The sequence below is a fragment of the Imperialibacter sp. genome (genome assembly GCF_048007035.1).
Classification (GTDB): Bacteria; Bacteroidota; Bacteroidia; order Cytophagales; family Cyclobacteriaceae; genus Imperialibacter.
In genome coordinates, this window is sequence record NZ_CP180355.1 from 3,283,117 (window position 1) to 3,306,924 (window position 23,808).

24 protein-coding genes are annotated in these 23,808 nt (G+C 46.0%); 17 read left to right on the forward strand and 7 right to left on the reverse strand.

The features are described 5' to 3' along the window. Positions 1-61 precede the first annotated feature (61 nt). Complete coding sequence (locus tag ACMVP2_RS14180) at positions 62-802, forward strand: TerC family protein (protein ID WP_416868118.1); 741 nt, start codon at positions 62-64, stop codon at positions 800-802. A 5-nt stretch (positions 803-807) separates the two neighbouring features. Here ACMVP2_RS14180 and ACMVP2_RS14185 read toward each other — a convergent pair whose 3' ends face one another. Both ACMVP2_RS14185 and ACMVP2_RS14190 read right to left on the reverse strand, forming a co-directional pair. Further along, positions 808-1,233 (reverse strand): DM13 domain-containing protein, encoded by a 426-nt coding sequence (locus ACMVP2_RS14185; protein WP_416868119.1) that lies wholly within the window; start codon positions 1,231-1,233, stop codon positions 808-810. A gap of 76 nt (positions 1,234-1,309) precedes the next feature. Continuing rightward, positions 1,310-2,347 carry a zinc dependent phospholipase C family protein gene (locus ACMVP2_RS14190; RefSeq protein WP_416868120.1) on the reverse strand — a complete coding sequence of 346 codons (1,038 nt, stop codon included), beginning with the start codon at positions 2,345-2,347 and terminating at the stop codon, positions 1,310-1,312. A 116-nt stretch (positions 2,348-2,463) separates the two neighbouring features. Between ACMVP2_RS14190 and rpsT the strand changes: the two genes are divergently transcribed. The 7 genes from rpsT (at position 2,464) to rny (ending at position 8,907) form a co-directional block, all read left to right on the forward strand. Then, the gene (gene rpsT, locus ACMVP2_RS14195; RefSeq protein WP_317489540.1) at positions 2,464-2,718 is read left to right on the forward strand and encodes a 30S ribosomal protein S20; all 255 of its coding nucleotides are present in this window, start codon (positions 2,464-2,466) and stop codon (positions 2,716-2,718) included. Between the two features lie 112 nt (positions 2,719-2,830). After that, on the forward strand, positions 2,831-3,538 hold the full coding sequence (radC, locus tag ACMVP2_RS14200) for a RadC family protein (RefSeq protein ID WP_416868121.1): 708 nt from the start codon (positions 2,831-2,833) through the stop codon (positions 3,536-3,538). A gap of 5 nt (positions 3,539-3,543) precedes the next feature. Then, positions 3,544-4,146 (forward strand): DUF1684 domain-containing protein, encoded by a 603-nt coding sequence (locus ACMVP2_RS14205; RefSeq protein WP_416868122.1) that lies wholly within the window; start codon positions 3,544-3,546, stop codon positions 4,144-4,146. An 85-nt stretch (positions 4,147-4,231) separates the two neighbouring features. After that, positions 4,232-6,649 (forward strand): phenylalanine--tRNA ligase subunit beta, encoded by a 2,418-nt coding sequence (pheT, locus tag ACMVP2_RS14210; RefSeq protein WP_416868123.1) that lies wholly within the window; start codon positions 4,232-4,234, stop codon positions 6,647-6,649. Between the two features lie 41 nt (positions 6,650-6,690). Next, positions 6,691-6,951 (forward strand): hypothetical protein, encoded by a 261-nt coding sequence (locus tag ACMVP2_RS14215; RefSeq protein WP_339784985.1) that lies wholly within the window; start codon positions 6,691-6,693, stop codon positions 6,949-6,951. A 16-nt stretch (positions 6,952-6,967) separates the two neighbouring features. Further along, positions 6,968-7,255 carry a cell division protein ZapA gene (locus ACMVP2_RS14220; RefSeq protein ID WP_151996366.1) on the forward strand — a complete coding sequence of 96 codons (288 nt, stop codon included), beginning with the start codon at positions 6,968-6,970 and terminating at the stop codon, positions 7,253-7,255. 86 nt (positions 7,256-7,341) lie between these two features. After that, positions 7,342-8,907: a ribonuclease Y gene (gene rny / locus ACMVP2_RS14225; protein WP_317489544.1), complete on the forward strand. Its 1,566-nt coding sequence runs from the start codon at positions 7,342-7,344 to the stop codon at positions 8,905-8,907. A gap of 75 nt (positions 8,908-8,982) precedes the next feature. Here the strand turns inward: rny and recA are convergent, their stop codons facing one another. Both recA and ACMVP2_RS14235 read right to left on the reverse strand, forming a co-directional pair. Beyond that, entirely contained in the window at positions 8,983-10,014 is a 1,032-nt protein-coding gene (gene recA, locus ACMVP2_RS14230; protein WP_416868124.1) for a recombinase RecA, read from the reverse strand. A 106-nt stretch (positions 10,015-10,120) separates the two neighbouring features. Further along, positions 10,121-10,537, reverse strand: a complete 417-nt coding sequence (locus ACMVP2_RS14235; protein WP_317489545.1) for a hypothetical protein — start codon at positions 10,535-10,537, stop codon at positions 10,121-10,123. A 127-nt stretch (positions 10,538-10,664) separates the two neighbouring features. Between ACMVP2_RS14235 and ACMVP2_RS14240 the strand changes: the two genes are divergently transcribed. The 6 genes from ACMVP2_RS14240 to ACMVP2_RS14265 all read left to right on the forward strand — a co-directional run bounded on the left by ACMVP2_RS14240 (position 10,665) and on the right by ACMVP2_RS14265 (position 16,397). Further along, complete coding sequence (locus ACMVP2_RS14240) at positions 10,665-11,693, forward strand: aminopeptidase (protein ID WP_339784990.1); 1,029 nt, start codon at positions 10,665-10,667, stop codon at positions 11,691-11,693. After that, the gene (locus tag ACMVP2_RS14245) at positions 11,690-12,526 is read left to right on the forward strand and encodes a DUF3108 domain-containing protein (protein WP_416868125.1); all 837 of its coding nucleotides are present in this window, start codon (positions 11,690-11,692) and stop codon (positions 12,524-12,526) included. The genes ACMVP2_RS14240 and ACMVP2_RS14245 overlap by 4 nt, the downstream gene beginning before the upstream one ends. Positions 12,527-12,677: 151 nt before the next feature. Then, a complete protein-coding gene (locus ACMVP2_RS14250; protein WP_151996371.1) occupies positions 12,678-13,367 on the forward strand; it encodes a response regulator transcription factor in 690 nt (229 codons plus the stop codon). A gap of 6 nt (positions 13,368-13,373) precedes the next feature. Then, on the forward strand, positions 13,374-14,456 hold the full coding sequence (locus tag ACMVP2_RS14255) for a sensor histidine kinase (RefSeq protein ID WP_339784994.1): 1,083 nt from the start codon (positions 13,374-13,376) through the stop codon (positions 14,454-14,456). A 106-nt stretch (positions 14,457-14,562) separates the two neighbouring features. Beyond that, positions 14,563-15,324 (forward strand): TIGR04283 family arsenosugar biosynthesis glycosyltransferase, encoded by a 762-nt coding sequence (locus tag ACMVP2_RS14260; RefSeq protein ID WP_339784996.1) that lies wholly within the window; start codon positions 14,563-14,565, stop codon positions 15,322-15,324. A gap of 5 nt (positions 15,325-15,329) precedes the next feature. Further along, complete coding sequence (locus ACMVP2_RS14265; RefSeq protein WP_339784998.1) at positions 15,330-16,397, forward strand: VOC family protein; 1,068 nt, start codon at positions 15,330-15,332, stop codon at positions 16,395-16,397. On the opposite strand, the gene ACMVP2_RS14270 is transcribed toward ACMVP2_RS14265, so the two are convergent. The 3 genes from ACMVP2_RS14270 to ACMVP2_RS14280 form a co-directional block, all read right to left on the reverse strand. Next, entirely contained in the window at positions 16,394-17,446 is a 1,053-nt protein-coding gene (locus tag ACMVP2_RS14270; RefSeq protein ID WP_416868126.1) for a glycoside hydrolase family 113, read from the reverse strand. The two genes, ACMVP2_RS14265 and ACMVP2_RS14270, sit on opposite strands and share 4 nt — an antisense overlap. Before the next feature lie 60 nt (positions 17,447-17,506). Further along, on the reverse strand, positions 17,507-20,272 hold the full coding sequence (locus tag ACMVP2_RS14275; RefSeq protein ID WP_416868127.1) for a phosphoenolpyruvate carboxylase: 2,766 nt from the start codon (positions 20,270-20,272) through the stop codon (positions 17,507-17,509). Positions 20,273-20,518: 246 nt separating this feature from the next. Then, positions 20,519-21,979, reverse strand: coding sequence for a M14 metallopeptidase family protein (locus ACMVP2_RS14280; RefSeq protein ID WP_416868128.1), 1,461 nt, complete (start codon positions 21,977-21,979; stop codon positions 20,519-20,521). A gap of 116 nt (positions 21,980-22,095) precedes the next feature. Here ACMVP2_RS14280 and ACMVP2_RS14285 point away from each other — a divergent pair, with 116 nt between their 5' ends. The 3 genes from ACMVP2_RS14285 to rpsI all read left to right on the forward strand — a co-directional run bounded on the left by ACMVP2_RS14285 (position 22,096) and on the right by rpsI (position 23,807). After that, a complete protein-coding gene (locus ACMVP2_RS14285; protein ID WP_151996378.1) occupies positions 22,096-22,806 on the forward strand; it encodes an RluA family pseudouridine synthase in 711 nt (236 codons plus the stop codon). Positions 22,807-22,960: 154 nt separating this feature from the next. After that, the gene (rplM, locus tag ACMVP2_RS14290) at positions 22,961-23,410 is read left to right on the forward strand and encodes a 50S ribosomal protein L13 (RefSeq protein ID WP_317489555.1); all 450 of its coding nucleotides are present in this window, start codon (positions 22,961-22,963) and stop codon (positions 23,408-23,410) included. Positions 23,411-23,420: 10 nt separating this feature from the next. Further along, positions 23,421-23,807: a 30S ribosomal protein S9 gene (gene rpsI, locus ACMVP2_RS14295; RefSeq protein WP_151996380.1), complete on the forward strand. Its 387-nt coding sequence runs from the start codon at positions 23,421-23,423 to the stop codon at positions 23,805-23,807. Position 23,808 lies beyond the last annotated feature (1 nt).

Consider the following 23,808-nt stretch of genomic DNA (forward strand, 5'->3'; position numbering starts at 1 on the left):
ATATCAGAGCTTCATTCATCTGCTTATTACTTTTGCAGCAGATTGAAACGAGTTATTTATTATGAGCTTTGATATTTTCCTTCAACCATCTTCGTGGATTGCCCTTCTCACCCTCACTTTTCTTGAGATTGTTCTCGGGATAGATAATATCCTTTTTATTTCGATTGTCTCAAAAGGGCTGCCTGACCTCCAGCAAAAGAGAGCCAGGACTGTTGGGCTTGGCCTTGCGCTGGTAATGCGCATTGGTCTGTTATTTGGCATCAACTATATCACACGCCTTACCAGCCCACTTTTCTCGCTTTTTGGCACCGACCTTAGTGGAAGGGATCTTGTGCTGATGGCTGGCGGCATGTTTCTGGTATTTAAGTCGGTCATGGAGGTGCACCAGAAAATGGAGGGAGACGACTCAGAAAAGGCGTCCAAGTCGGCAACCTTGCTCAATGTCATTGTTCAAATTGTGTTGCTCGACATGATTTTTTCTTTCGATTCGATCCTCACCGCCGTTGGGCTCACTGAGCACCTTCTGCTGATGATCATAGCCGTTGTTATTTCCATGGGCGTAATGATGGTGTTCGCAGGATCTATCAGCAACTTTATTCACAACCACCCCACGCTGGAAGTACTGGCGCTGTCCTTCCTCATCTTGATTGGATTTATGTTGTTTATCGAAGGCTGGCATCACCACGTGCCGAAGGGTTACATCTACTTTGCAGTGTTCTTCGCCCTCGTTGTGGAGGTCATTAATATGAGGATGCGTAAGGCCAGAAATCCCGTCAAACTAAAGAGGAGGATGGAAGAGTAGAGGTTCTACTTCAGCTCCGCATTTCCAAAGTTCACACTGAAGTCTTCGCACCAAACAATGGCGTAACTAAAGTCGTCCAACATTGTGTCACTGGAGATTTCATAGGATTGCTTGCCGTTGGTTGATTTAAGTTTCCCAAGACTTACAAACTTTGATGCTTTTGTGTCAGAGCTTAGGTAAACGTACAAATCCGGCCCGTTCTCAGTAGTAAATGGATCAAGCACCAGGGTTTTCGTGCCGCCGGTTTGGTATATAGTGGCTTTACCAGTCACTTTATGAGCAACATTCGTGAATTCGCCAGCCTTCAAAACAGTTGTGGTGGGAGTCGGCACAAAGTCATCTTCAACTGGGTCGGTTGGCGTCTCACCCTCCTTTTCACAAGAAAAAAAGAGGCTTAGGCTGAAGAGAAATATAAAGTGGGTGCTTTTCATGGTAGCCAATTAACTCAGAAAGGTCAAACAATGTTGTCGGGCGAATGACATGTTACCTTAAAGTTCAGAAGAACGATCACGGTAACTCCCCTCCCTCGTGGTCTCTTGTGCTAACTTTCTTCACTCTCCAGGCTTCTTGTTCAGCCTCAAGTTCCTTCTTTTGTCTCTCAGTTAGTTGTGTTTTGACCAACTCATACATGTCGGGCTGGCCGGCATCTACCCAGCAAGTAAACCAAAAGTCACCTACCATCTTTATCGAAGCTCGCATTCTGTTTTCGACTTGCGCCCCCAGCATTTGGTGAAAAGCCGCTGCGTATTCACGTGAATAAGTTTGAGTCATGCTGCCTCCTCTTTCTTCAAACGTGTATTTTTTGTCTTCGGCAAACTGAGCATTTAGTTGCTTCTCGAACCTAAGCACCGAATCGAGCGCCAGGTGGGCATTGGTGACCGCCTTCCAAGCCTCCATCTGGGGATTTTTTATGTATTCGGCCTTGCCAACAAAAAAATCGTAATCCTGAAAGAATAGTTCTGGTAGCCTCGATTCCCAGAAACCGTGGATGCCATATTGATTGGTGAGCTGGCCGTTATAGTTCTCCGTAGTGTGAAGAGGCACATTGGCGTCGCCTATATAATGGCCTATGTCTGTAGCATAGCGAAGAATGCGATCAATGTCTTTTTCCCGAAAAGCTTTTGTAAGGAAGTTTTTCATGGTGGCAATATGCCAGGGAACGACACCGTATGCCTGGAGCGTATCTTCGGTATATTTTTCTACAGCCTCGTTCCAATACCTTGGCATCTTGTAAATGGCACTGTCTCCATAAATGTCGATGTCTATATAGTGTCTGGCAGCTTCTTCAGGAATCGCATACCTGCGCCTGTCAGGGTTAACAGCATTTTCCTCCACATACTGAATATGGTATTTAAAGAAAACCCCTAATTCCTGAGGTAATGTGTAAACGGCCAGGTGGTTTATTTTTTGGTGAGCAAAAAATCCCCATCGGCCGCTGCCCGGGTTCGAAAACGATATATTTGCGATTAGCGTCCCTAAAACGGCTAATAGCGAAGTAGCTTTAAATGAAGCTGAGAATGTTATCACTTTACTGTTGGGGCGCATAGGCTTTCAGTTGCTTCGCTGGAGATTATATTCCAGGAGGGTTTTGTAAATTCAAACAATACTTTTATCTTTGCGCTCTCTAAAAATGAACTGTTTACCGCAAGTACTAAAATAGTATGGCTAATCATAAATCGTCGTTAAAAAGAATTCGTTCTACAGAAGCCAAAAGGTTGAGAAATCGTTATCAGCACAAAACGACTCGTACCTTTATCAAAAAGCTTGTAGGATCAACTGATAAAGCAGAAGCCACTGAGCTTTACAAAAAAGTTGCAGGCATGATTGACAAGCTTGCTAAGAGAAACATTATTCATAAAAATAATGCTTCTAACAAAAAATCAAAATTGGCTAAGCTGGTTAATGCGCTAGACTAAACACCAATTTGCCCGAAGATTCAAGGAGCCTCTTCAATTTGAAGGGGCTTTTTGTTTTTATTGGTGGTTGATTTATTGTTTTTGGTTACTTTAAGAAGCAAATCAATCAAGTATGTCGGAAGGTGACTACACGCAACGGCTGTCGATAAAAAGCTGGTCAGAAGATGATCGGCCAAGGGAGAAGCTCATGTCGAAAGGCAAGTCGGTTTTGTCAGATGCCGAACTGCTTGCCATTCTTATCAACTCGGGCACAAAGAGGCACTCTGCCGTCGACATTGCCAAAATGATCCTCCAAAAGGTAAACAACGACCTTAATGCGCTTGGGAAATTTAGCATGGCAGACTTCACTACTTTTGAGGGCATCGGCGAAGCAAGGGCCATTACCATCATGAGCGCACTCGAATTGGGCCGGCGGAGGAAGGAGCAAGCCACAGAAGCAAAACCCGTCATCATCACCAGTAAAGAGGCCTACAATTTCATGCGGCCTTATTTGCTTGACCTTGCCCACGAGGAGTTTTGGATTATTTTTCTTGGCCGTGGAGGCAAGGTAATTTCTGTGCAACAGGTGAGTTTGGGAGGTATTAGTGGCACTGTAGCCGATCCCCGGGTTATTTATAAAAAGGCATTAGAGCTGCCGGGCTGTACTGGGATTATTTTGACTCATAATCACCCTTCAGGAAACCCCAGGCCGAGCCAGGAGGACATAAGGCTCACCAAGTCGATGAAAGCTGCCGGAGAGTTGCTTCAGATACTTGTACTTGACCATTTGATTTTTTGTGACGAAGGATATTATAGTTTTGCAGACGAAGCAACATTATAGGTAAGATGAAAGGTTCGAAGTTGATTATCAGTATTCTTGCAGTGGTGGTTGGTGTCGTTATTTTTTTAGCGAATTCCGGCGAAGAGTCACCCGAAGAGTATATAGCGTCCATTGAAAAGGAACGCAAGGAGAAGAACGAGTTTATGCGGAGTTCATCTGACTCTCCCTTCAAAGGAAAAGAATTTACCGAGTTAAAGTATTTTCCTGCTGATCCATCCTACAAAGTCATGGCTAATGTCAATCAGTTGGAGACGAAAGAGCTGGTAACGTTGGGCACCAGCGATGGAAAAACACAGCAGTATCAAAAATTTGCATTCGTTGAATTTGAAATCAAAGGCCAGAGGAAAAAATTGACTTTGTTGAGGCAGGCCGGGCCAGGCATGCAAAATGTCACTTTCCTGGCGTTTGCTGACGCCACCAGTGGGGAATCAACGTATGGCGGAGGCCGCTACCTCGACGTGTCAGTAAAAAATGCCAGGCAAATTGTGCTGGATTTCAATTTGGCCTACAACCCCTACTGTGAGTACAACAGCAGTTATTCATGCCCCCTTCCTTTGAAAGAGAATGTTTTGGACATCGCTATCGAGGCAGGCGAAAAAAACTACTAGCTCGCCTACTACTTGACGCTATTTGGTTAATTTTACCCCTTCGTTTTTTTGAAACGAGTTAAATAAGGAAGAAGAGAAGCAAGGAATGAAGATTTCATATAATTGGCTGAAGGAATATATTGATCTGACAGAGAAGCCCGAGGAGGTGTCAAAAGTACTTACCGGGTTGGGGTTGGAAGTGGAAGGGCTCGAATTTCACGAGGAGATTCCCGGAAGCATGGAGGGCCTGGTGCTGGGCGAAGTGGTGGCATGCGAACCCCACCCGAATGCAGATAAGCTGAAGCTGACAAAAGTTGATGTTGGTGGGCCCGAACTGTTGGGCATTGTTTGCGGTGCTCCCAATGTAGCAAAAGGGCAGCGGGTAGTGGTGGCTACCAATGGCACCACGATACACCCTAAGGCAGGTGAGCCTTTCCAAATCAAGAGAGCAAAAATAAGGGGAGAAGAGTCCAATGGGATGATCTGCGCCGAGGACGAGATAGGCCTGAGCAACGATCACGGAGGAGTGATCGTACTAGATACGCAGTTGCCCAATGGCACGCCAGCGGCAGATTACTTTAAGCCAACCACAGACTATGTATTCGAAATTGGCCTAACACCCAACAGGGCCGATGCTACCTCGCACTACGGCACAGCCAGAGACCTGGCAGCTTTTTACGGAAGGCCTTTGAAATTCCCGGCTATTGATGCTTTCAAGGCAGACAATAAGTCTCTTCAAATTTACGTCTCTGTTGAAAACGCTGAGGCGTGCCCAAGGTATGCAGGTGTTACATTGACGGGCCTGAAAGTTGGGCCTTCGCCGTCATGGCTCAAAGCTCGCCTTGAGGCGATAGGACTCACTCCAATCAATAATATCGTTGACGTCACCAATTATATCTGCCACGGCGTGGGTCAGCCGCTACATGCTTTCGACGCTGCGAAAATCAAGGGAGGAAAGGTGGTTGTCAAGACGCTTTCCGAAGGCACTAAGTTTACCACATTGGATGAGAAAGAGAGGAAACTTTCGGCCAATGACCTGATGATTTGCGATGCAGAGGAAGGAATGTGTATAGCAGGCGTTTTCGGTGGTACACACTCGGGCGTGTCCGACACCACAACAAGTATCTTTCTCGAGTCTGCCTACTTCTCTCCTGACTACGTGCGAAGAACTGCCATCTTGTATGGTCTGAAAACTGATGCTTCTTTCAGGTTTGAACGAGGTATCGATCCAAATGGGACCGTAAATGCTTTGAAACATGCTGCACTGCTTATTAAAGAAGTGGCTGGAGGAAGCATTAGCTCTGAGGTAGTTGATATTTACCCGCAGCCCATTGCCGACTTCAGGTTCAAAGTTCGTTTTGCCAGGGTCAATATGCTGATGGGGAAAGATATCGGCAAAGAGGCTATTCTGAAAATTTTGAAAAACCTACATATAGGTATTGAGGATTTAACTGCTGATGATTTCACCGCTGTTGTGCCCCCCTACAGGGTGGATGTACAGCGTGAAATAGACATAGTAGAGGAGGTTTTGAGGGTGTATGGCATCGATAATATTGAGTTATCGGCGACTATTGGTGCCAAAACTTTGTCGGAATTTCCGACAGTGGACGACAATAAGCTTCAGCTTAAAATTTCGGAGTTCCTGGCGGCAAGGTCCTTCTACGAAATCATCACCAACTCTCTGACCAATGCTGAATATGGTACCAAATCAGGATTGTACGAGGAAGAGCAGAATGTCGTTATTCTCAACAAGTTGAGTGAAGAGCTTGGCGTGATGCGTCAGTCAATGCTTTTCAGTGGACTGGAAGTGGTGGCTTACAACAACAACCATCGCCAACCGAACCTGAAGTTTTTTGAGTTTGGCAAGACGTATCATAAGAAGGACAGTGGAAAGTACCGGGAGCAAAACAGGCTGGCATTGTTTGCTACAGGCGCCTCTCATGAGGAATCCTGGAGGGAGCCAACCAGGACGACAGAATTCTACGACTTGTCCGCTGCTTTACAGCAAATTTTAAATAAATTGAACATCTCTGGATACGAAACTCAACCCACCAAAGACAAGACATTTGAGTCGGGCCTTGATTTTTCGTTGAATGGAAAAATGTTTGCAAGCATTGGGCAGGTAAACAAAAAGGTGCTCAAGCTGGCGGAGGTGCGACAGCCGGTTTTTTATGCCGACATCGACTGGAAGCAACTGCTGAAATGGTACAAAGGCACAATCGATTATACTGAGGTGCCCAAGTTTCCGGAAGTACGCCGTGACTTGTCATTAGTGCTGGACAAGTCAGTGAGTTTCTCTCAGGTAGAGAAAGTAGCCAGACAAGCGGAACGTCGACTGATCAAGGGGCTGAATGTTTTCAGCGTTTATGAAGGATACAAGCTGGAAGCTGGTAAGAAGTCGTATGCCATCAGTTTCACTCTTCAGGATGAGAAGGAGACCCTGAAGGACAAGCAAATTGACAAAACAATGAATGCGTTGATAGCTGCTTTTGAAAGTCAGCTTGGAGCTATAATAAGGAAGTGATTACTATGAACTCAAACCAACTCAACTCGGAATTAAACTCATTGGAAAGAAAGATTTCCCTTCTTTTAAATGAATATAAAAACCTGAAAAAAGAGTTAGATCATACCAAAACGGAGAATGAAGAGCTCCGTAGTGTTTTGAGTTCGAAGGAACATCAGATAAGCGACTTCCAAAATAAATTTAAAATTAGTAAGATTGCTGATAGTTTGGCATTGAGCGGAGACGACTCGACAGAACTCAAACAAGTATTAAATGAATATATTAAGGAGATAGATAGGTGCATTGCTCATTTGAGTCAATAACCTGTAAGGATAAGTGATGGGGGAACAGCTTTCGATACGGATAAAAATAGGCAACAGAGAATACCCAATGAAGGTATCGGCTCATGAAGAGGGCATGGTACGTCAGGCAGGCAAGCAATTGAATGAAAGGATGAAGTCGTACAAGGAACAATTTGGCATCGACGATCCACAAGACTTGCTGGCAATGGTGTCCTTCGACTTGCTTATTGAGAAACTGAAAGTCGACGAGACTGTTGTAGACAATGATCAGGTAACACTAGAAAAAATTACTCACCTAAATCATCTGATCACCCAGGCCTTATAAACCTGCATATCATTTTTTACCCTGTGCTTCTGTAGCAATTTCTGCTGGTGCTAACTAGTAATAGTATACACCTTATATTAAATGTTATGGACACAACCGTATATATCATCCTATTTGCCTTTGTTGGGATTGTGGCGGGCTTTCTCGCAGGGAGAATGGCCCTTAAGAAATCCTATGCTTCTAAGGAGTCGGACATTGAAGAAAAGAGTAAGCTGCTGGTAAAAGAAGCTGAAATTGAGGCTGAGAACATCAAGAAGAATAAAATTCTTGAAGCCAAAGAAAGATTCCTGAAGCTTAGAGAAGAATTCGAGGAGGAGTCGAATAGGAAAAAGGCCATCATCATCTCCAACGAAAACAAGATCAAGCAGAGAGAGCAGGCGCTGTCTAAGCAGTTTGAGCAGAACAAGAGAACCGAGGCCGAGCTAGACTCTGCCAAGGAGAACCTGAATGCCCAAATGGAGATATTGAAAAAGAGGAAGGAAGAGCTGGACAAAATCAGGCAGCAGCAAGTAGAGATCCTCGAAAAAATTTCAAGCCTCACAGCCGACGAAGCAAGAGAGCAGCTGGTGGAAACGCTGAAAGATGAGGCTCGTTCCAAGGCATCGTCTCACATCAAAGAGATTATTGAAGAGTCGAAGCTGACTGCTACCAAGGAAGCGAAGAAGATCGTTCTCCAGACAATCCAGCGAACTGCTACAGAGCACGCCATAGAAAACTGTGTTTCCATTTTCAACATTGAAAGTGACGACATCAAAGGCAAGATCATTGGGCGTGAGGGTAGAAACATCCGGGCATTGGAAGCGGCTACAGGAGTGGAGATCATAGTTGACGACACACCAGAAGCCATCATCATCTCAGGTTTTGATCCGGTGCGCCGTGAGGTAGCTAGATTGTCTTTGCACCGCCTGGTGCAGGATGGTAGGATTCACCCTGCCCGTATTGAAGAGATTGTAGCCAAAACTGCCAAGAACATCGATGATGAAATTGTTGAAATTGGTGAGAAGACTGTGATTGAGTTGGGTATTCATGGGGTGCACCCTGAATTGATCAAAATGGTTGGCCGGATGAGGTTCCGTTCGTCTTACGGACAAAACCTGCTTCAACACTCCAGAGAGGTAGCGAAGCTTTGCGCCACGCTGGCTGCTGAACTTGGGCTGAATGCCAAGATGGCCAAAAGAGCCGGGCTTCTACATGATATTGGCAAGGTGTGGCCGGAAGAGCCAGAGCAGCCACATGCGATCCTGGGCATGGAGCTGGCCAAGAAATACAAGGAGCATCCTGATGTTTGCAACGCCATTGGCGCTCACCATGATGAGGTAGAGATGACTGCGATGATTTCACCTATCATTCAGGCATGTGACGCTATTTCAGGCTCAAGGCCGGGTGCTCGCCGTGAGGTGATGGAGTCGTACATCCGCCGATTGAAGGAGCTGGAAGCTTTGGCGCTGGAGTTTGACGGTGTGAACAAGTGCTACGCCATTCAGGCCGGTCGTGAGCTCAGGGTGATTGTGGATGCGGATTCTGTTTCTGACCAAAGAGCTGGCGACATGTCGTTTGAGATTAGCCAGAAGATCGAGAGAGATATGCAGTACCCGGGGCAGATAAAGGTGACTGTTATTCGTGAGATGAGATCGATTGCTTACGCAAAGTAGACCGGGAGTCTGTAAAAAGTAAGCCTTTAGTTTTAAGCCCGTTGAGGATCGAAAAACTAAAGGCTTTTTGTTTGTTTATTCTTTATCTGCCACTGCAGGGGCCGGTGCAGCAACGCCCGCAATTTTTTCTTTGATTTTCTTTTCTATTTCTTCCATCAGTTCCGGGTTGTCGAGCAGCAATTCCTTTACTGAATCCCTTCCCTGACCCAGCTTGGTTTCCTGGTACGAGAACCATGAGCCTGACTTTTTCACAATGTCCAGATCAACCCCAATATCAATGATCTCGCCCACTTTGGAGATACCCTTACCGTACATGATGTCGAACTCCACGATTTTGAATGGAGGCGCTACTTTGTTCTTTACCACTTTCACCCGGGTGCGGTTGCCAGTCACGTTGTCAGCGCCCTCTTTGATTTGACCCACACGGCGAATGTCAAGCCTAACCGAAGCATAAAACTTCAGCGCATTACCACCAGTGGTCGTTTCAGGATTTCCGAACATCACGCCTATTTTCTCTCTCAACTGGTTAATGAATATGCAGGAACAGCCAGTCTTATTAATAGTACCAGTCAGCTTTCTCAAAGCCTGCGACATCAACCTGGCTTGCAAACCCATTTTGCTATCACCCATTTCTCCCTCAAGTTCTCCTTTTGGCACAAGGGCAGCTACGGAGTCAATCACGATGATGTCAATAGCGCCTGAACGGATCAGGTGTTCTGTAATTTCAAGCGCCTGCTCTCCATTGTCGGGTTGAGAAATGAGCAGGTTCTCGGTGTCAATGCCGAGCTTTTCTGCATAGGATTTGTCAAAGGCATGTTCCGCATCAATGAAAGCAGCAAGACCTCCCTTTTTTTGAGCCTCCGCAATGCAGTGCATTGAAAGGGTGGTTTTACCTGATGATTCCGGTCCGTAAATTTCAATTACCCGGCCTCTTGGAATTCCACCAACACCAAGAGCGATATCAAGCCCCAAAGAGCCTGTAGAAATGGCTGGCACGTCAACTACCCGCTCATCACTCAGCTTCATGATGGTGCCTTTGCCGTAAGTTTTTTCAAGTTTGTCGATGGTCAGCGCCAGCGCCTTCAGTTTTTCAGTTTTATCGCTCATGATATGTGATTAAAATATTGAGTATTGGGGCTGTGAATTTACTAGGATTCGCCTCAAATACCAACGCTATCATGGGCAGATTTACCCTGTCACTCAACAATGGCCCTCAGCTATTCTCTTCCGCCTTTTGACTGACTTCCATCTCAGCGGCTGTGGGTGTTTCCCAGAAAGTGAGGAAGATATAAATACAAAATGCAGTGCCCAGCGGAAAATTGAAGAAGTAGAAAACCGCAGGTGCCATCGATGCTTTTTGCGCCCATTTTTGGTTGGCCAGTATGCCGGCAGCCAGGATAAACTCGATAATGGCCAGTCCAACATAGAAAAATGGGAAGGCATACATAAGGGCAGCGGGATGCCTGAACGTAAGCCCTCCTATATGGATGTCACTAAATATTTCCCAGCTGTCGAAAAAATAAACAGCGTTGTACATAAAAGCTGAGAACACAAGGTGCAGAAGTGATACGACAATAAGAATTTTTCCGATGATCTTATTGTGCCTTTGAAATTGTTCAGGAGACTTCATATAGACAAGGTAATGATTAGTACTATGTTTTACAAGGTATTATACGTTTGACATTCTAAATGGTTCGGCGATTTGCTTCCTGTACAATATTTTTCGTCGTTAGGTGTTGAAGAGCTAAATTGGAATCGTGAAGAAAAAGATTGTTTTAACGATTGTTCTGCTTTTGGCAGCAGTATTGATCTACTATAGAGATTTGGTTAGTTATGGGTGGATGCAGGGCAAAGGTCAGTTTGAGATCTTGTGGGAAGCTCAACCAATTGGGGAATTTCTTGAGTCGCCCGACTTCCCGGATTCTTTAAAGGCCAAGCTAAGGCTCATTCAGGAGATAAGGTCTTTTGCGGTTGACTCTCTGGGTATTTCCCCTTCTGACAACTACACGACGATGTACAATCAGAAGGGTGAAAATTTACTCTGGAATGTAACCGCCGCAGAGCCGTTTGCACTGGTGCCATATCGCTGGAAGTTTCCGTTTCTGGGGTCGTTTCCCTACAAGGGGTACTTTGACCTGGAAAAGGCGAAGCTTGAAAGGGCGAGGCTGGACTCGGCTGGCTACGACACGCATATCGGCATGGTAAGCGGTTGGTCTACCCTGGGCTGGTTTAAGGACCCGATTTTGAGTAAAATGCTGGAGAGGTCAGAAGGTGATCTGGCTGAATTGATCATTCATGAGCTTACACACGGCACGCTCTACGTGAAAGACAGCGTGGAATTTAATGAGAACCTGGCCAGCTTTGTGGGAAGAATGGGTGCCATTCAGTTCTTAAAGAACCGGTTCGGACAAAACTCAGCCGAACTCACATCGTATGTAAACTCAGAGGTCGATTATGAAAAGATCTACCGTCACTATTTGAATGGGGCACGAAAATTGGATAGCTTATATACAACTATGGACGAATCAATGTCTGTTGCCCTGAAAAGTGAGCAAAAATGGGACATGATTTATGACATAATGAAAAACCTGGACACCCTGCGCTTCAAAGAAAGAAAGCCTTTTCAGTGGAAGGCCGAGAACAGGTTGCCTAATAATACCTTCTTTATGTCATACCTCAGGTACCGTGGTAAGATGACCAGCTTCGAAAATGAATTAGAGGAAAGGTTTGGGGGTGACCTTAGGGCATATGTGACTTATTTAAAAGGAGTATATCCTTCATTATGAAAAGTATACTGACAAAAATAGGTGGGTTAATAGCACTCGCAGGAATTTTTTCAGCGTTCGGTCAGTACGCTGGTGATCGTGCATTTAGAACCCTTAGTAACCGAAGTTTCAAAAAGGGTGAGCTTTTGGAGTACAGGCTGCATATTGGCATGCTGACCGCCGGTGAAGCTACGATGAGCATTCTGCCGGATATTGAAAGGCGGAACGGGAGGCCCTGCTACCGCATCGACGTCTACGGAAAAACTACAGGCTTGGCCGATTTTCTGTATAGCGTAAAGGACAACTGGGGCACTTATTATGACACCGCCTCTCTGGTGCCGCACCAGTTTTACAGGAATATCCAGGAAGGAAGGTATAGAAAATACGAAGTGGTTGATTTTGATCACCAGAACGAAAAGGCCAAAGTGACCACGCTGGACAAGCATACCTTTAGGCCGAAGGAAACTAAAATGTACGACATACCGTCCAATATCCAGGACCTGGTAAGTGGTTACTACTACATCCGGACGCTTGACTTTTCAAAAACTCAACCCAACGATACGCTCCAGGTAAAGGCTTTTTTCGACAAAGAGCTTTTCGATATGAAAATCAGGTTTGTGAGGCGTGAAGTGCTTAAGACCAAGCTCGGCAAGATCAACTCATTGGTTTTTGCACCTGTTATGCCTGAAAACAGTATTTTTGAAGGGGAAGATGCTATCTTGCTATGGATGTCTGACGATGCGAATAAGATTCCGCTCAAAGTGAGAGCTAAGATGTTTTTAGTGGGTTCGGTAGACATTGATATCACCGACGCAAAGAATATTAAGTCTAGGCTGGCGGTCGTTCAGGAGTAGTATTAACAAATTGTTACCGCTTTTACATTCAGTTCTTTATTGTCTACTTTTAAGCCGTCTTTAGTATTCGTAGCTGGTTTTTATCAGTTGAGTAACAAAAAATACAGCGCTAAGACCTGGTTTTTAAATTATCGTAATCCCCCGGTGAACAATGGGAAATAAGCAATCACAAAAGGTACTGGTAGTAGACGATGAAGCTGACATATTAGAGCTGCTAAAGTACAACCTGGCCAAAGAAGGTTATGACGTAAAGACGTCGCTCGATGGTAGAAAGGCCGTTGAAATTGCCAAAACCTACCATCCCGACCTCATTCTGCTGGACATAATGATGCCTCATCAGGACGGTGTGGAAACATGCAGGCAGCTAAGAGAGATACCAGAGCTCAATAATTCTTTCGTTATTTTTCTAACAGCACGGTCCGAAGAATACTCGGAGGTAGCGGCTTTTGATATCGGAGCCGACGATTATATAACAAAGCCGATTAAGCCGAGGGCTTTGATGAGCAGGATAAACGCCTTGTTCAGAAGAGACTCTAAAAAGAAGAAGGACAACAATCAGGTGTCGGCAGGTGATTTAAGTATTGACCGGACAAGCTACACTGCCACCATTGGAGAGGACAAGATCAACCTTCCCAAAAAGGAATTTGAGCTGCTGTACTTCCTTGCCCAAAACCCTGGAAAGGTGTTCAGCCGGGATGATCTGTTGCAGAACATATGGGGCACCGACGTATATGTGTTGGCACGCACAGTCGATGTGCATATCAGAAAAGTCAGAGAGAAAATAGGGGAAGGATATATATCTACCGTGAAAGGCGTTGGATATAAGTTTGAGGCTAACTAAGCTTTTATGTTGCTTAACTCCCGAGCCCTTGCGCTGCTGCTATCTGTTTCCATATCCGTTATTACTACTGCTTTTTTGTACCTGCTGCCTCAGGTAACCGTCACAGCTCTTTTTGTCGCATTTGGGCTTTCGTTTTCGTCTTCTTATCTGTTGATCAGCGTCGTGCTGGAATTTCTTTTTTTTAAGGAAATCAATGGCATTAATGAAGCATTTGAAAACATAAGGAAAAAAGATTTCACTGAAGTAGACGATCCCTCTTCAAATCCCCTCAGCCCCCTTAAGAAAATCAACGAAGAGATTTATTCCTATGCAAAAATTAAGCAGCGGGAGATTGATGAGTTGAAGAAGATGGAGGCTTTCAGAAGGGAGTTTCTTGCCGATGTTTCCCATGAGCTGAAGACACCCATTTTTGCCGCTCAGGGATTTGTGCACACACTTTTGGATGGAGCGGTTGAAGACAAGTCTGTTAGGATCAAGTTCTTGAAAAAAGCCGCCAAGAGCCTTGATGGTCTGGATATTCTGGTGCACGACCTGTTAACCATTTCTCAAATGGAAACCGGTGAAATTAAAATGCATTTTGAAGACTTTGATGTTCGGGAGCTTACAGAAGAAATCATTGAGCAGTTCGAAGAAAAAGCCGAGAAGAAAAAAATCAAGCTTAGCTATACGAAGGCGGGGAAGGCCCCGATTTATGTTCACGCCGATTTTCAGAGAATCTATCAGGTGCTGACTAACCTCATTTCGAATGGAATCAAGTATACCAAGGATGAAGGCATGGTGGAGATCGATTTCGAAGAGGGAAAACATGATGTAACTATATTCGTCAAAGATACCGGGCGTGGAATACCTCCTGAAGACTTGAAGCGGGTGTTCGAACGGTTTTATAGAGTGGAAAAGAGCCGGTCGAAAGAAAAAGGTGGGACTGGTTTGGGGCTTGCCATCGTCAAGCACATTATCGAAGCCCATGGCAGCAAAGTCAGTGTTACCAGCACGGTGGGCAAAGGCTCAACTTTCTTTTTTAAACTCCGCAAGAGCGACATGGAGGAAATAGAAGTTCTTCGGGATGACTCACCCGACGAGGATGAGTAGTAAGTGCCGCTGCGCAAAAATAATCAGTAAATTTTTGGGTGTTGCTTTTGAAGCAGCTATACTGGCACAAGTCTGAGGAGACCTGCTGGACGGAGCTTGTAAGCAAATGGCGAGAACAAACGCAAGGCGGGCAGGTTTGAATTGGAGAAAATACGAACGACCCGACGCATCAATGACAATCAGTGTAATCATTCCAACCTACAATGAAGAGCAGAATATCGTGTGCTTGATTGAAAGCCTGAAAAAGCACGGTGATGACGAAAGCAGGGAAATAATTGTTGTGGATGGAGGGAGCAGTGACGGCACAGCTCGATTAGCTGCGGCTGCGGGGGCGGTGGTGGTTAAAACTGCTGTCAGGCAGCGATCAGTGCAAATGAACCTTGGTGCTGAAAAAGCCAGCGGCGATGTGTTCTACTTTGTGCATGCCGACGTTGTTGTTGAGCCCGACTATGTGACCGATATCTCTCAGTCGCTTTCACTTGGTTACGAAAGCGGCTGTTATCGCTACCGCTTCAATTCGAACAATTTGCCGCTTAGAATCAATGCTTTTTTTACAAGGTTCCCATTTCTTTGGTGCCGGGGCGGCGATCAAACGCTTTTTATCACAAAAGAGCTTTTTCGGAATTTGGGCGGCTTTCAGGAACACTATCTTATCATGGAGGACTATGACATCATAGAACGGATAAAGAAAAAAAGCAGCTTCCGCATCATGCCCAGGGATATAGTAGTGTCAGCAAGAAAATATGACACCAATAGCTACCTTCGGGTTCAATTTGCTAACTTTTTAGTTTTTAGCTTGTATTTTTGGGGCGCTTCTCAGCATAGGCTGGCAAGCCTTTATAAAAAACTACTCAAGACTGATCAATAGGTTCTATGGAAAGTTACATTACTGGAGTTCAGCAGGCAGGCATAGGTGTGCCGGATATTGATAAATACTGGCCATGGTACAGCAAAATGTTCGGCTTGTCTGTCGCCATCTTCGACGACAGAGCTGAAGCAGCACTTATGACGCCCTACACCGGCGGAGAGGTGCACTCCAGAAGGGCTGTGCTGGCGTTGAATATGGCAGGAGGCGGTGGTGCGGAAATTTGGCAGTTTACAAGCAGAACACCCGGCAGCTGCTCTTTTAACCCTGTGTATGGTGACCTCGGTCTGTTCGCTCTAAAGATCAAAACCCGAAACATCAAATCATTTGTAGCACTTGCTCAAAGCGCCAAAGCGGAGGTGTCGGAGATTCTGACAGACTCTAAAGGGAGAGGATATGCGTGGGTAAAGGATCCAATGGGTAATATATTCCAGGTTGTTGAGATTTCAGAAGGATGGTTCGGCGAGAATGGCAACCTCACTGGCGGCATCTTCGGAGCCGTTATAGGAGTTTCGTCAGTGGACAAATCGCTGTCATTTTACCAGACGCTGCTTGGTACGTCCGGAGTAGTGTTCGATGAAGAAGCCAAGGGAGACAAGTTCGTCGATGCTGGCTCACCGTCTGTCCGGCGACTGGTGTTGAGCAAAACTCCCGGACAAGTGGGAGCGTTTAGTCAACTGCTGGGCGGGATAGAGCTTGAGCTTGTTGAACGGAAAGACAAAGCAGGAAAAAGAATTTTTGACGATACCAGATATTGGGGCGACTGTGGATTCATCCACCTTTGCTTCGATGTGCTGGATATGGAGCCTCTTCAGAAGGTGCTGAACAAAGCTGGCCACAAATTTACCATTGATAGCAAAGGCACTTTTGCTATGGGTGAAGCCGGAGGTCGGTTCGCCTATGTAGAAGACCCCGATGGAGCTCTGATAGAACTGGTCGAGACTCATAAAATACCAATCATGAAGAAGTATGGTTGGTTTTTGGATCTCACGAAGCGAAAGGGAAACAAGCCGTTAGCCAAGTGGATGTTCAAGGTGTTGGCCATGGCGAGCCCCAAAGCGAAAGCACTGGACTAGTTGCCTGCCTGGGGAATATTTGCTTCCCGGCCATACCACTTTTTGATAACAACTTCTGCGGGTTTGTTTTGTGGCGTGTAGTCGTTGTTCTCCATTCCGCCAGCCCTGGGGTGATCAGGATACCATTTCCAAAGAAACCCGCCAGAAAACCATGGCTCGTCCCAGAAAGACTGGAAGAGCGCCTCATACGTATTGCTCTGGGCCTGGAGGTTTAGCGGCTGTTCTTTTTCGTTCAATTCCCAATGTTTAGCTGCTGCATAGTCAGCGCTGCGGTAGCCATATTCAGTGAACAGAATGGGGCGGTTAAATTTTTTAGAAAGCTTTTCCAGTGACTTTTTCGGCTCCGCCCAATTTTTCTTCAGCTGTTTTACTGAAGGTGTTTTTTCGTCGCTGATTGGGAAGTATGCATCAATGCCAATGTAGTCCACCTGTTCCCAGCAGCTTACCTCCATATAGTTGTCCCAGTTGGCGGCATAGGTCAGTTTGCCTTTGAAGTTCGCCCGGCACGTGGTAGCAAGTTTCACCCAAAAATCAGGGCGGTGTATGATGGCCTGATTGAATTCAGTGCCAATGCAAAAAATTTCGGCATTCAATGAGTCGGCCACTTTCAGGTAAGTCATGATGTAGCTCAGATAGTTTTCTTCCCATGTCGCCCATTCTTCCTCCGTTTGAAGTACGAAATCGCCTGCCCAGCCGTCGCCTCTCACCCAAACATGCGGTTTCACCATTACTTTAAGGCCTTTGCTATGGGCAGCCACAATCTGTTGCCCCACGCCATTGGTTGTTTCGCCACCCCATTGGCGGGAGTGATTGAAGTGCAGCTCAGGAGAGTGCCCCGGGGCAAAGGCAAAGGGAATAATAGCAACCCATTTGGCACCAACGCTGTCGAGGTGCTCAAGTTCTTCTTCAGTGCTTACTTCCCTGCCTGCCACCAGCGACACACCGCTTATCTTTTGCCCCAAATGGACTGGGGCGTTTTGCATATAACAACCAGACAGCGTCGTGGCGATAAATGCTGAGATAAGTACAGCGAGTTTAGGATGATTCATGGCCTGAAAGCGAAATATTAAGAAATATGACACTTTTCAGGCGCAATTCAAATCAATTCATCAACCGGTGTTTCGCATAGCACTTGCTATTGCATTGATAGTAATGAGCAAATGAGTAAGTGTTACCTCTGTCTTGTCAGATCCTTCTTCTTTCTCTTTGCGCCACTTTTTGAGCAAACTCACCTGGGTCTTGTGAAGGTTGTCCATCAAGGATGCTCTCAAAAGACTGGAATAGTAGTGGTTTCTCCGCCTTTCCTTCATTGGCCTTCCCAGAAGACCTTCAAGCGCTTCACTTGTTTTCTTTAGCTCCGTAATAAAGATGTTGAGGAATTTATCTCTCACTTTGTCGTCAGTTACCAGCGACGCATACTCCTTCATAATCAATTCGTCAGTGGAAGCGAGGCTGGTGTCGATGTTGGTGAAAACATACCGAATGAGAGGATCAAACTTGATTGCCTTCTTGAACTCCGCATAAATTTCGGGCTGATTGTCTCTCAAATTCTGCAGAGTAGATCCAACGCCAAACCAGCTGGTCATATTGTACCTCGACTGGCTCCAGCTAAATACCCACGGAATGGCTCTCAGATCCTCCAATGACTTGGCGCCGGACCTTCTAGCAGGCCTCGAACCAATTTTGCTGGATTCGATAGCATCGATGGGGGTAGCTTCTCTGAAAAACTGTATGAAGCCTTCTTCATGCATCAACTTCTCGTAGTAGCCTTTGCTTTCGTTGGCGAGCTTCTCAAGAATTTCCGCCATAGGGTGATACTTTCTCTCGGTCACTCCGTCCAAAATAGTTCGGGCGGCTGTGCTGGCAACCAACAGTTCCAGGTTGTACTCAGCGTTTACCTTGTTGGCATACTTTTGCGCAATGGTTTCACCCTGTTCGGTCAGCCGGATGGCTCCCTGAAGCGAAGAATGCGGAAGGGCGTTAACGAAGTAGTGCGTTGGGCCAGCGCCCCGGCTGATTGAGCCGCCTTTGCCATGGAAGAACACAATTTTCACGCCCAGATCACGTCCAATTTGGCTCAACCGAGACTGTGCTTTGTACAAGTTCCACTGGCTGGCCATGATGCCACCATCTTTGTTACTATCGCTATATCCTACCATCACTTGCTGGAAGAGCGAACTGGCCTGGTTCTTCGTTTTTATGTATTTAATGCTTCTTTTGGTGAAAGGATGCTCCAAAAAGCCTTGTAAAATTTGACCGCCGTTTTCAAGGTCTTCTATCGTTTCAAGCAATGGAACCACCGGCAAAATACAAACGAGCCCTTCTTCCGATTGGGTTGTTAGCCCGGCTTCTCTCGCTAGCAGATAAACGGCGAGCAAATCGGAGACACTCCGGGTCATGCTGACAATGAGTGAGCCGATGCCTTCTGTGCCATACTTTGAAATGTGCTGCTCCACCACCTTGAGGCAGTCTACCACAGCCTGGGCGTTTTCACCCAGCGGAACATTCTTGTTGGCGAAAGGCCGGTTGGAGGCTAGCTCTTTGTTCAGAAAGGCCAGTCTCTCTTCTTCATTCCACTGCAGGTAGTCAGCCCCTTTCAGACCAGCGGCGTCCATCAGCTGAGAAATAGCCTTGTCGTGAAATGCACTGTTTTGGCGTATATCGAGGCGGGCCAGGTGAAGGCCAAATGTTTCTACGATCCTGATGGCTCCTATTACCTCATCAAAAGCAATGGATTTGGCGCCATAGTCTATGAGTGCATCTTTTAAAATGGTAAGATCGTCTATCAGCTCTTTTGAGCCAGCATAGGCACCTTTGAAGTCTTGTAGCTCGGTGGCATGACCCCTTTTGGTGTCAATGGGTAGTCGGGCCATGAGAATATTGACGAACTGCCGAAATGCTTCGCCCTTGTTGCGTTGCAAAGCTTCAATTCCTTTTTCACCCAACTCATGCATCAGGTGGTAGGCCCTCTCTCTTAGTGGCGGGTACACTTTATCAATGTCGCAAGCCAGGCTAAGGTGCTTTACCAGCATAAGTAACCGGCGGCGCACTACCACGATGGCATTGAGTCTTAAGGTCTGTAGCGTTTCGGCGGTCACCTGGGCAGTTACCAGTGGGTGACCATCTCTGTCTCCGCCCACCCAGTCACCAAAGCTGATCTTCGGAAAGGCGGTGTTGTTGAGGAGAAGAGACCTGTCAAACCCTGCGTCATCCCACGCTTGTATCATGCGGCGGTCAAGCACTGGTATCACGTCCGGGAACACATTTACCAGGTAGTGAAGTATATTTCTTAACTCAGAGGCTACGTCCGGCTTCTCCACATAAATCTCTCCGGTTTTCCAGAGGCGGTACAATACCAGTTTTATGTTGTGTCTGATATTGTCCTTCTCTTTTTTCGTGTACATCTGGTTTTCCCGCTGCACGATGAGGAGGTATAACTCCCTGTGGTGCTCGAGAACGGATGCACGCTTGGCTTCCGTTGGGTGTGCCGTGAGCACCGGCTCAATTGAAATCTCGGCCAGTTTGCTGGCAATGTCTTTTGGGCTGACTCCAGCCTCCTTGAGCGATTGTAAATTTCTGGCCCACAAACCACTGATACTAGCCAGCGACTGGTCTTCCAAATGCCTGCGGCTTTGCACAGCCGCATTTACTTCAACCATGTTCACTATTTGAAACACCAGTGAGTAAAGCTGAATCTCCTTTTCGCTAAGCTGGTCGGTATTGCTAAAGTTTATTTTGTTAATCCAGGGAATTTTGGAAGCAATGGCTTCTTCACCGTTTTCGGATAATGAATCCCTAAGGGCTTCCAGCAAAAAGGTCAGGTCTTCGTAAGGCTTGCCAAGTTCAATCCTTACCTGTTCCAGCACGTCTCTCATAAAGTATAATTTTTATGCCGGCATAGCCTTTGTTTGGCTTGAGCCGACTAAGTGTAAATTAGGGCTTCCAAAAATAGTGATTCTTAATGGAAAGGCTATGTGAGTAGAGAGGAGATTAGTGCTCGTTGCGTAATTTTATGAAATCTTCATAATATTCATGAAATAAATTTGAATTGTTCAATGTAGTGCTTGAGGGTGCCTGGCCTACCATCAATTACGCAAATGCCTGATAGAGCATTTTTTGTTTTACCTGATCACTACCCCGTTCTTCACCCCCTTGTTGTTGGCAGTCGGGTTGTAAACCATGCCATTTACCACCGTGAACGCCACCTTTCCGTCTTTTGTGACAATGAATGTGGCTGGATCGCCAAATGAGATGCTTTCATCAGGCGTTTGGTAAGCGCCGATAATATTGACGGGCAAGTCAACATATCTCCCGATTGGCTTTCTCACCTTCACATAAGTGTACCCTTCCTGCAGCCAGTCGTCGATATTGTCAACTGGAATGGCATCCATGGTATCGAAAATATCCGGGTAAACTTTCCCTGGCACGATCATCATTCCGGTCGCATCAATTTCGTCGTAGCCAAAATAGACCGACATATCGCCAACATCTTCAATATAGCCCGCCACGTCGTAGGTTCTCAGGTCTTCACGGGTGTTTTCCCTGAGGCGTATGGCTAAATCCATGGTATACAAGCTGCTGTCAAGCGCTAGCTTCCCATTTTTAACCAACAGGTCTACGTAGTACCGTCCGTTTTCAGGTATTTTGAAATAGTCGTTGCTATCAAGGTTTTTATAACTCCCATCGGCTATGCTTTGCAGGGTGCCCAGCAGAGCGAGAAAATGCACTTTTCTGATGACTTGCTTTTCAGGGTCGTTAGGGTAAGCACCACATTCGATTAATATTGTGCTGGTTCCCCACTTCTGGATGTTGTCGCCAAAGGCCCTGGGCTCAAAGGTGTCGTCGTATCTGGCAGTGTGGCCTGGCATGTAGCTTTGAACCAGCTTGTTGAGTTTGACCACGACTTGCAGGGCGGCCTTTCTTGATGCATTAATGTCTTTTGCTTCGTTATAGGCGGGTGCCAAAAAAGACAGAGACGCTGGCTTTCCTGTGCTGCCGGCGCTGGTTGCCGAATTCTGGTCGTGTAGGTTGAAGCCGAAATCAGGATTCAGGCTGTCTCTGACGTGCTTTAGTAACTGTGCTTCCGGCGACTGTAGCCTTACGGCGTCTCTGTTGATGTCAATACCCAGGGCATTTCTTCTTTGAAATTGCTCCGCTCCGTCGGGGTTCAGCATGGGAATGAAGTACAAAGTGACGCCTTTTAATAAGGCCTCCTTTTCTTTGGCGAATGTGCTTTTGTCAGCAAGGAAATTGAAAAGATCGAGCAGTACCCTCGTAGCGGTTGTTTCGTCGCCGTGCATTTGCGACCAAAGCAAAACTTTTACCGGGCCCGTACCGGCTTTCACCAAATAGATGCTCCGGCCCTCAATGCTCTCACCTGCTTTGGTAACAGCGAAGCCTTGTTTCGTCTTTAGGTTTAAAAGCAGTGGCTCCACATCGCTGTGTTTGAACCGCCTTACTGAGATGCTTTTCTCGGCGAAGTTGTCGTAGGCCGCTTCCACTTTTGCCAGAAACTCATTTTGCTGACCGAAAGCCTGCTGGCAGAGTAATGCGGTGAGAAACAGGAAGGTTGATCTTTTCATATTGGGTTCTTTTCAACAAGGAAGGATAAATATCAGCTATTGGCAACCTTAATTCAACCATTGGAGGGTTTTTGCTCTTTGTGTGATAGCTTTGTGGCCGGAATTAGTTTTGGTTCATGAAGAAAGAGAAATTTGAAGACTGGATTTTGTTTGAAAATGAGAACTACCTGCTGGTAAACAAGCCTCCTTTTCTTTCTACCCTCATGGACAGGCAGAGCGAACGCAATGTACTCGATTTGGCAAGAGGCTACGTGACTGATGCTCAGGTAGCGCACCGGCTCGACAAAAACACGTCGGGGGTAATCGCTATCGCTAAAAACCCAGAGGCGTACAGAAGCCTGGCTATCCAGTTTGAAAAAAGGAAGGTCTATAAAATATATCATGCGCTGACGGATGGCATCCACAAGTTTGAGGATCACAAAGTGGCTGTTCCGTTGCTTACCACCGGAAAAGGTGAGGTGAAGCCCAGTCGAAAAGGAAAGGCATCAGAGACGATATTGAATTCTATAAAAGCGTTTTCCAACCACACCTTGTTAAGCTGCAAGCCACTGACGGGTCGGATGCATCAGGTAAGAGTGCATTGTGCTTATGCCGGAGCGCCTATTGCCTGCGATGAGCTATACGGTGGCAAGTGGCTTTACTTGTCCAGCCTTAAACGCAAGTTTAATATTGGGAAGTTCGAAGAAGAGCAACCCTTGATCAAGCGCTATGCCTTACACGCTCATGAATTGGTCTTCAAAGACCTGGACGGAAAGAAAGTGGGGGCTGTGGCACCTTACCCTAAAGACTTTGAGGTGTTGATCAAGCAGTTGGAGAAGAACAGTTGATCCGTGAGAAGTTGATTTTGGCAAGCGGCCGGAGCTAACTTAAATATTTTCAGGGCATTATTGTAATTCAATTTTTATACTTCTATCTTTGTGTCCCTTTTTGAGGGCAAGGTATATTCTGTACACAATAAAGAAATTAAAGCTGTTTCGATAAATGGATACGATAAGCTACAAAACACAGTCTCTAAGCAAGGCAAAAATTGAGAAGAACTGGGTAGTGATTGACGCTGCTGATCAGATTCTTGGTCGTTTTTCAAGCCGGGTGGCTAATGTTCTTCGTGGAAAGACAAAGGCTAGCTACACTCCTAACATGGACTGTGGAGATAACGTGATCATTTTGAATGCTGAGAAGGTTCGCCTTACCGGTAAGAAAATGAACAACAAAACATACATCCGTCACACAGGTTATCCTGGTGGTCAGCGTTTTGCTTCACCTAGAATGGTGTTGGAAAAAGACCCAAGAAGACTTGTTGAGATGGCAGTAAGAGGAATGCTTCCAAAGAATAGCTTGGGCAGAGAGCAATTCCGCAATCTATATGTTTATGCAGGCACTGAGCATCCTCATGCTGCACAACAACCAAAAGAAATCAAGTTAACATATTAGTAATTAGTTAATGGACGTAATCAATACCATAGGCAGAAGAAAGACCTCCGTAGCGAGACTATATCTTCAGAGCGGAAAAGGTACTTTCAACGTAAACGAAAGAAGCCTTGAAGAATACTTCCCTTCAGAAATCCTTCGTCTGATTGTTCAGCAGCCTCTTGAGCTTACCAGCGAGTCGGGCAAGTATGACATCAAAATCAATGTTGACGGTGGTGGAATCAAAGGTCAGGCAGAAGCGATTCGTTTGGCAATTTCCAGGGCACTTTGCGAAATCAGCGAGGAGTTCCGTCCGGCATTGAAGAAGGAAGGCTTCCTTACCAGAGACCCTCGTATGGTTGAACGTAAGAAATACGGTCGTGCTAAGGCTCGTAGAAGATTCCAGTTCAGTAAGCGTTAAT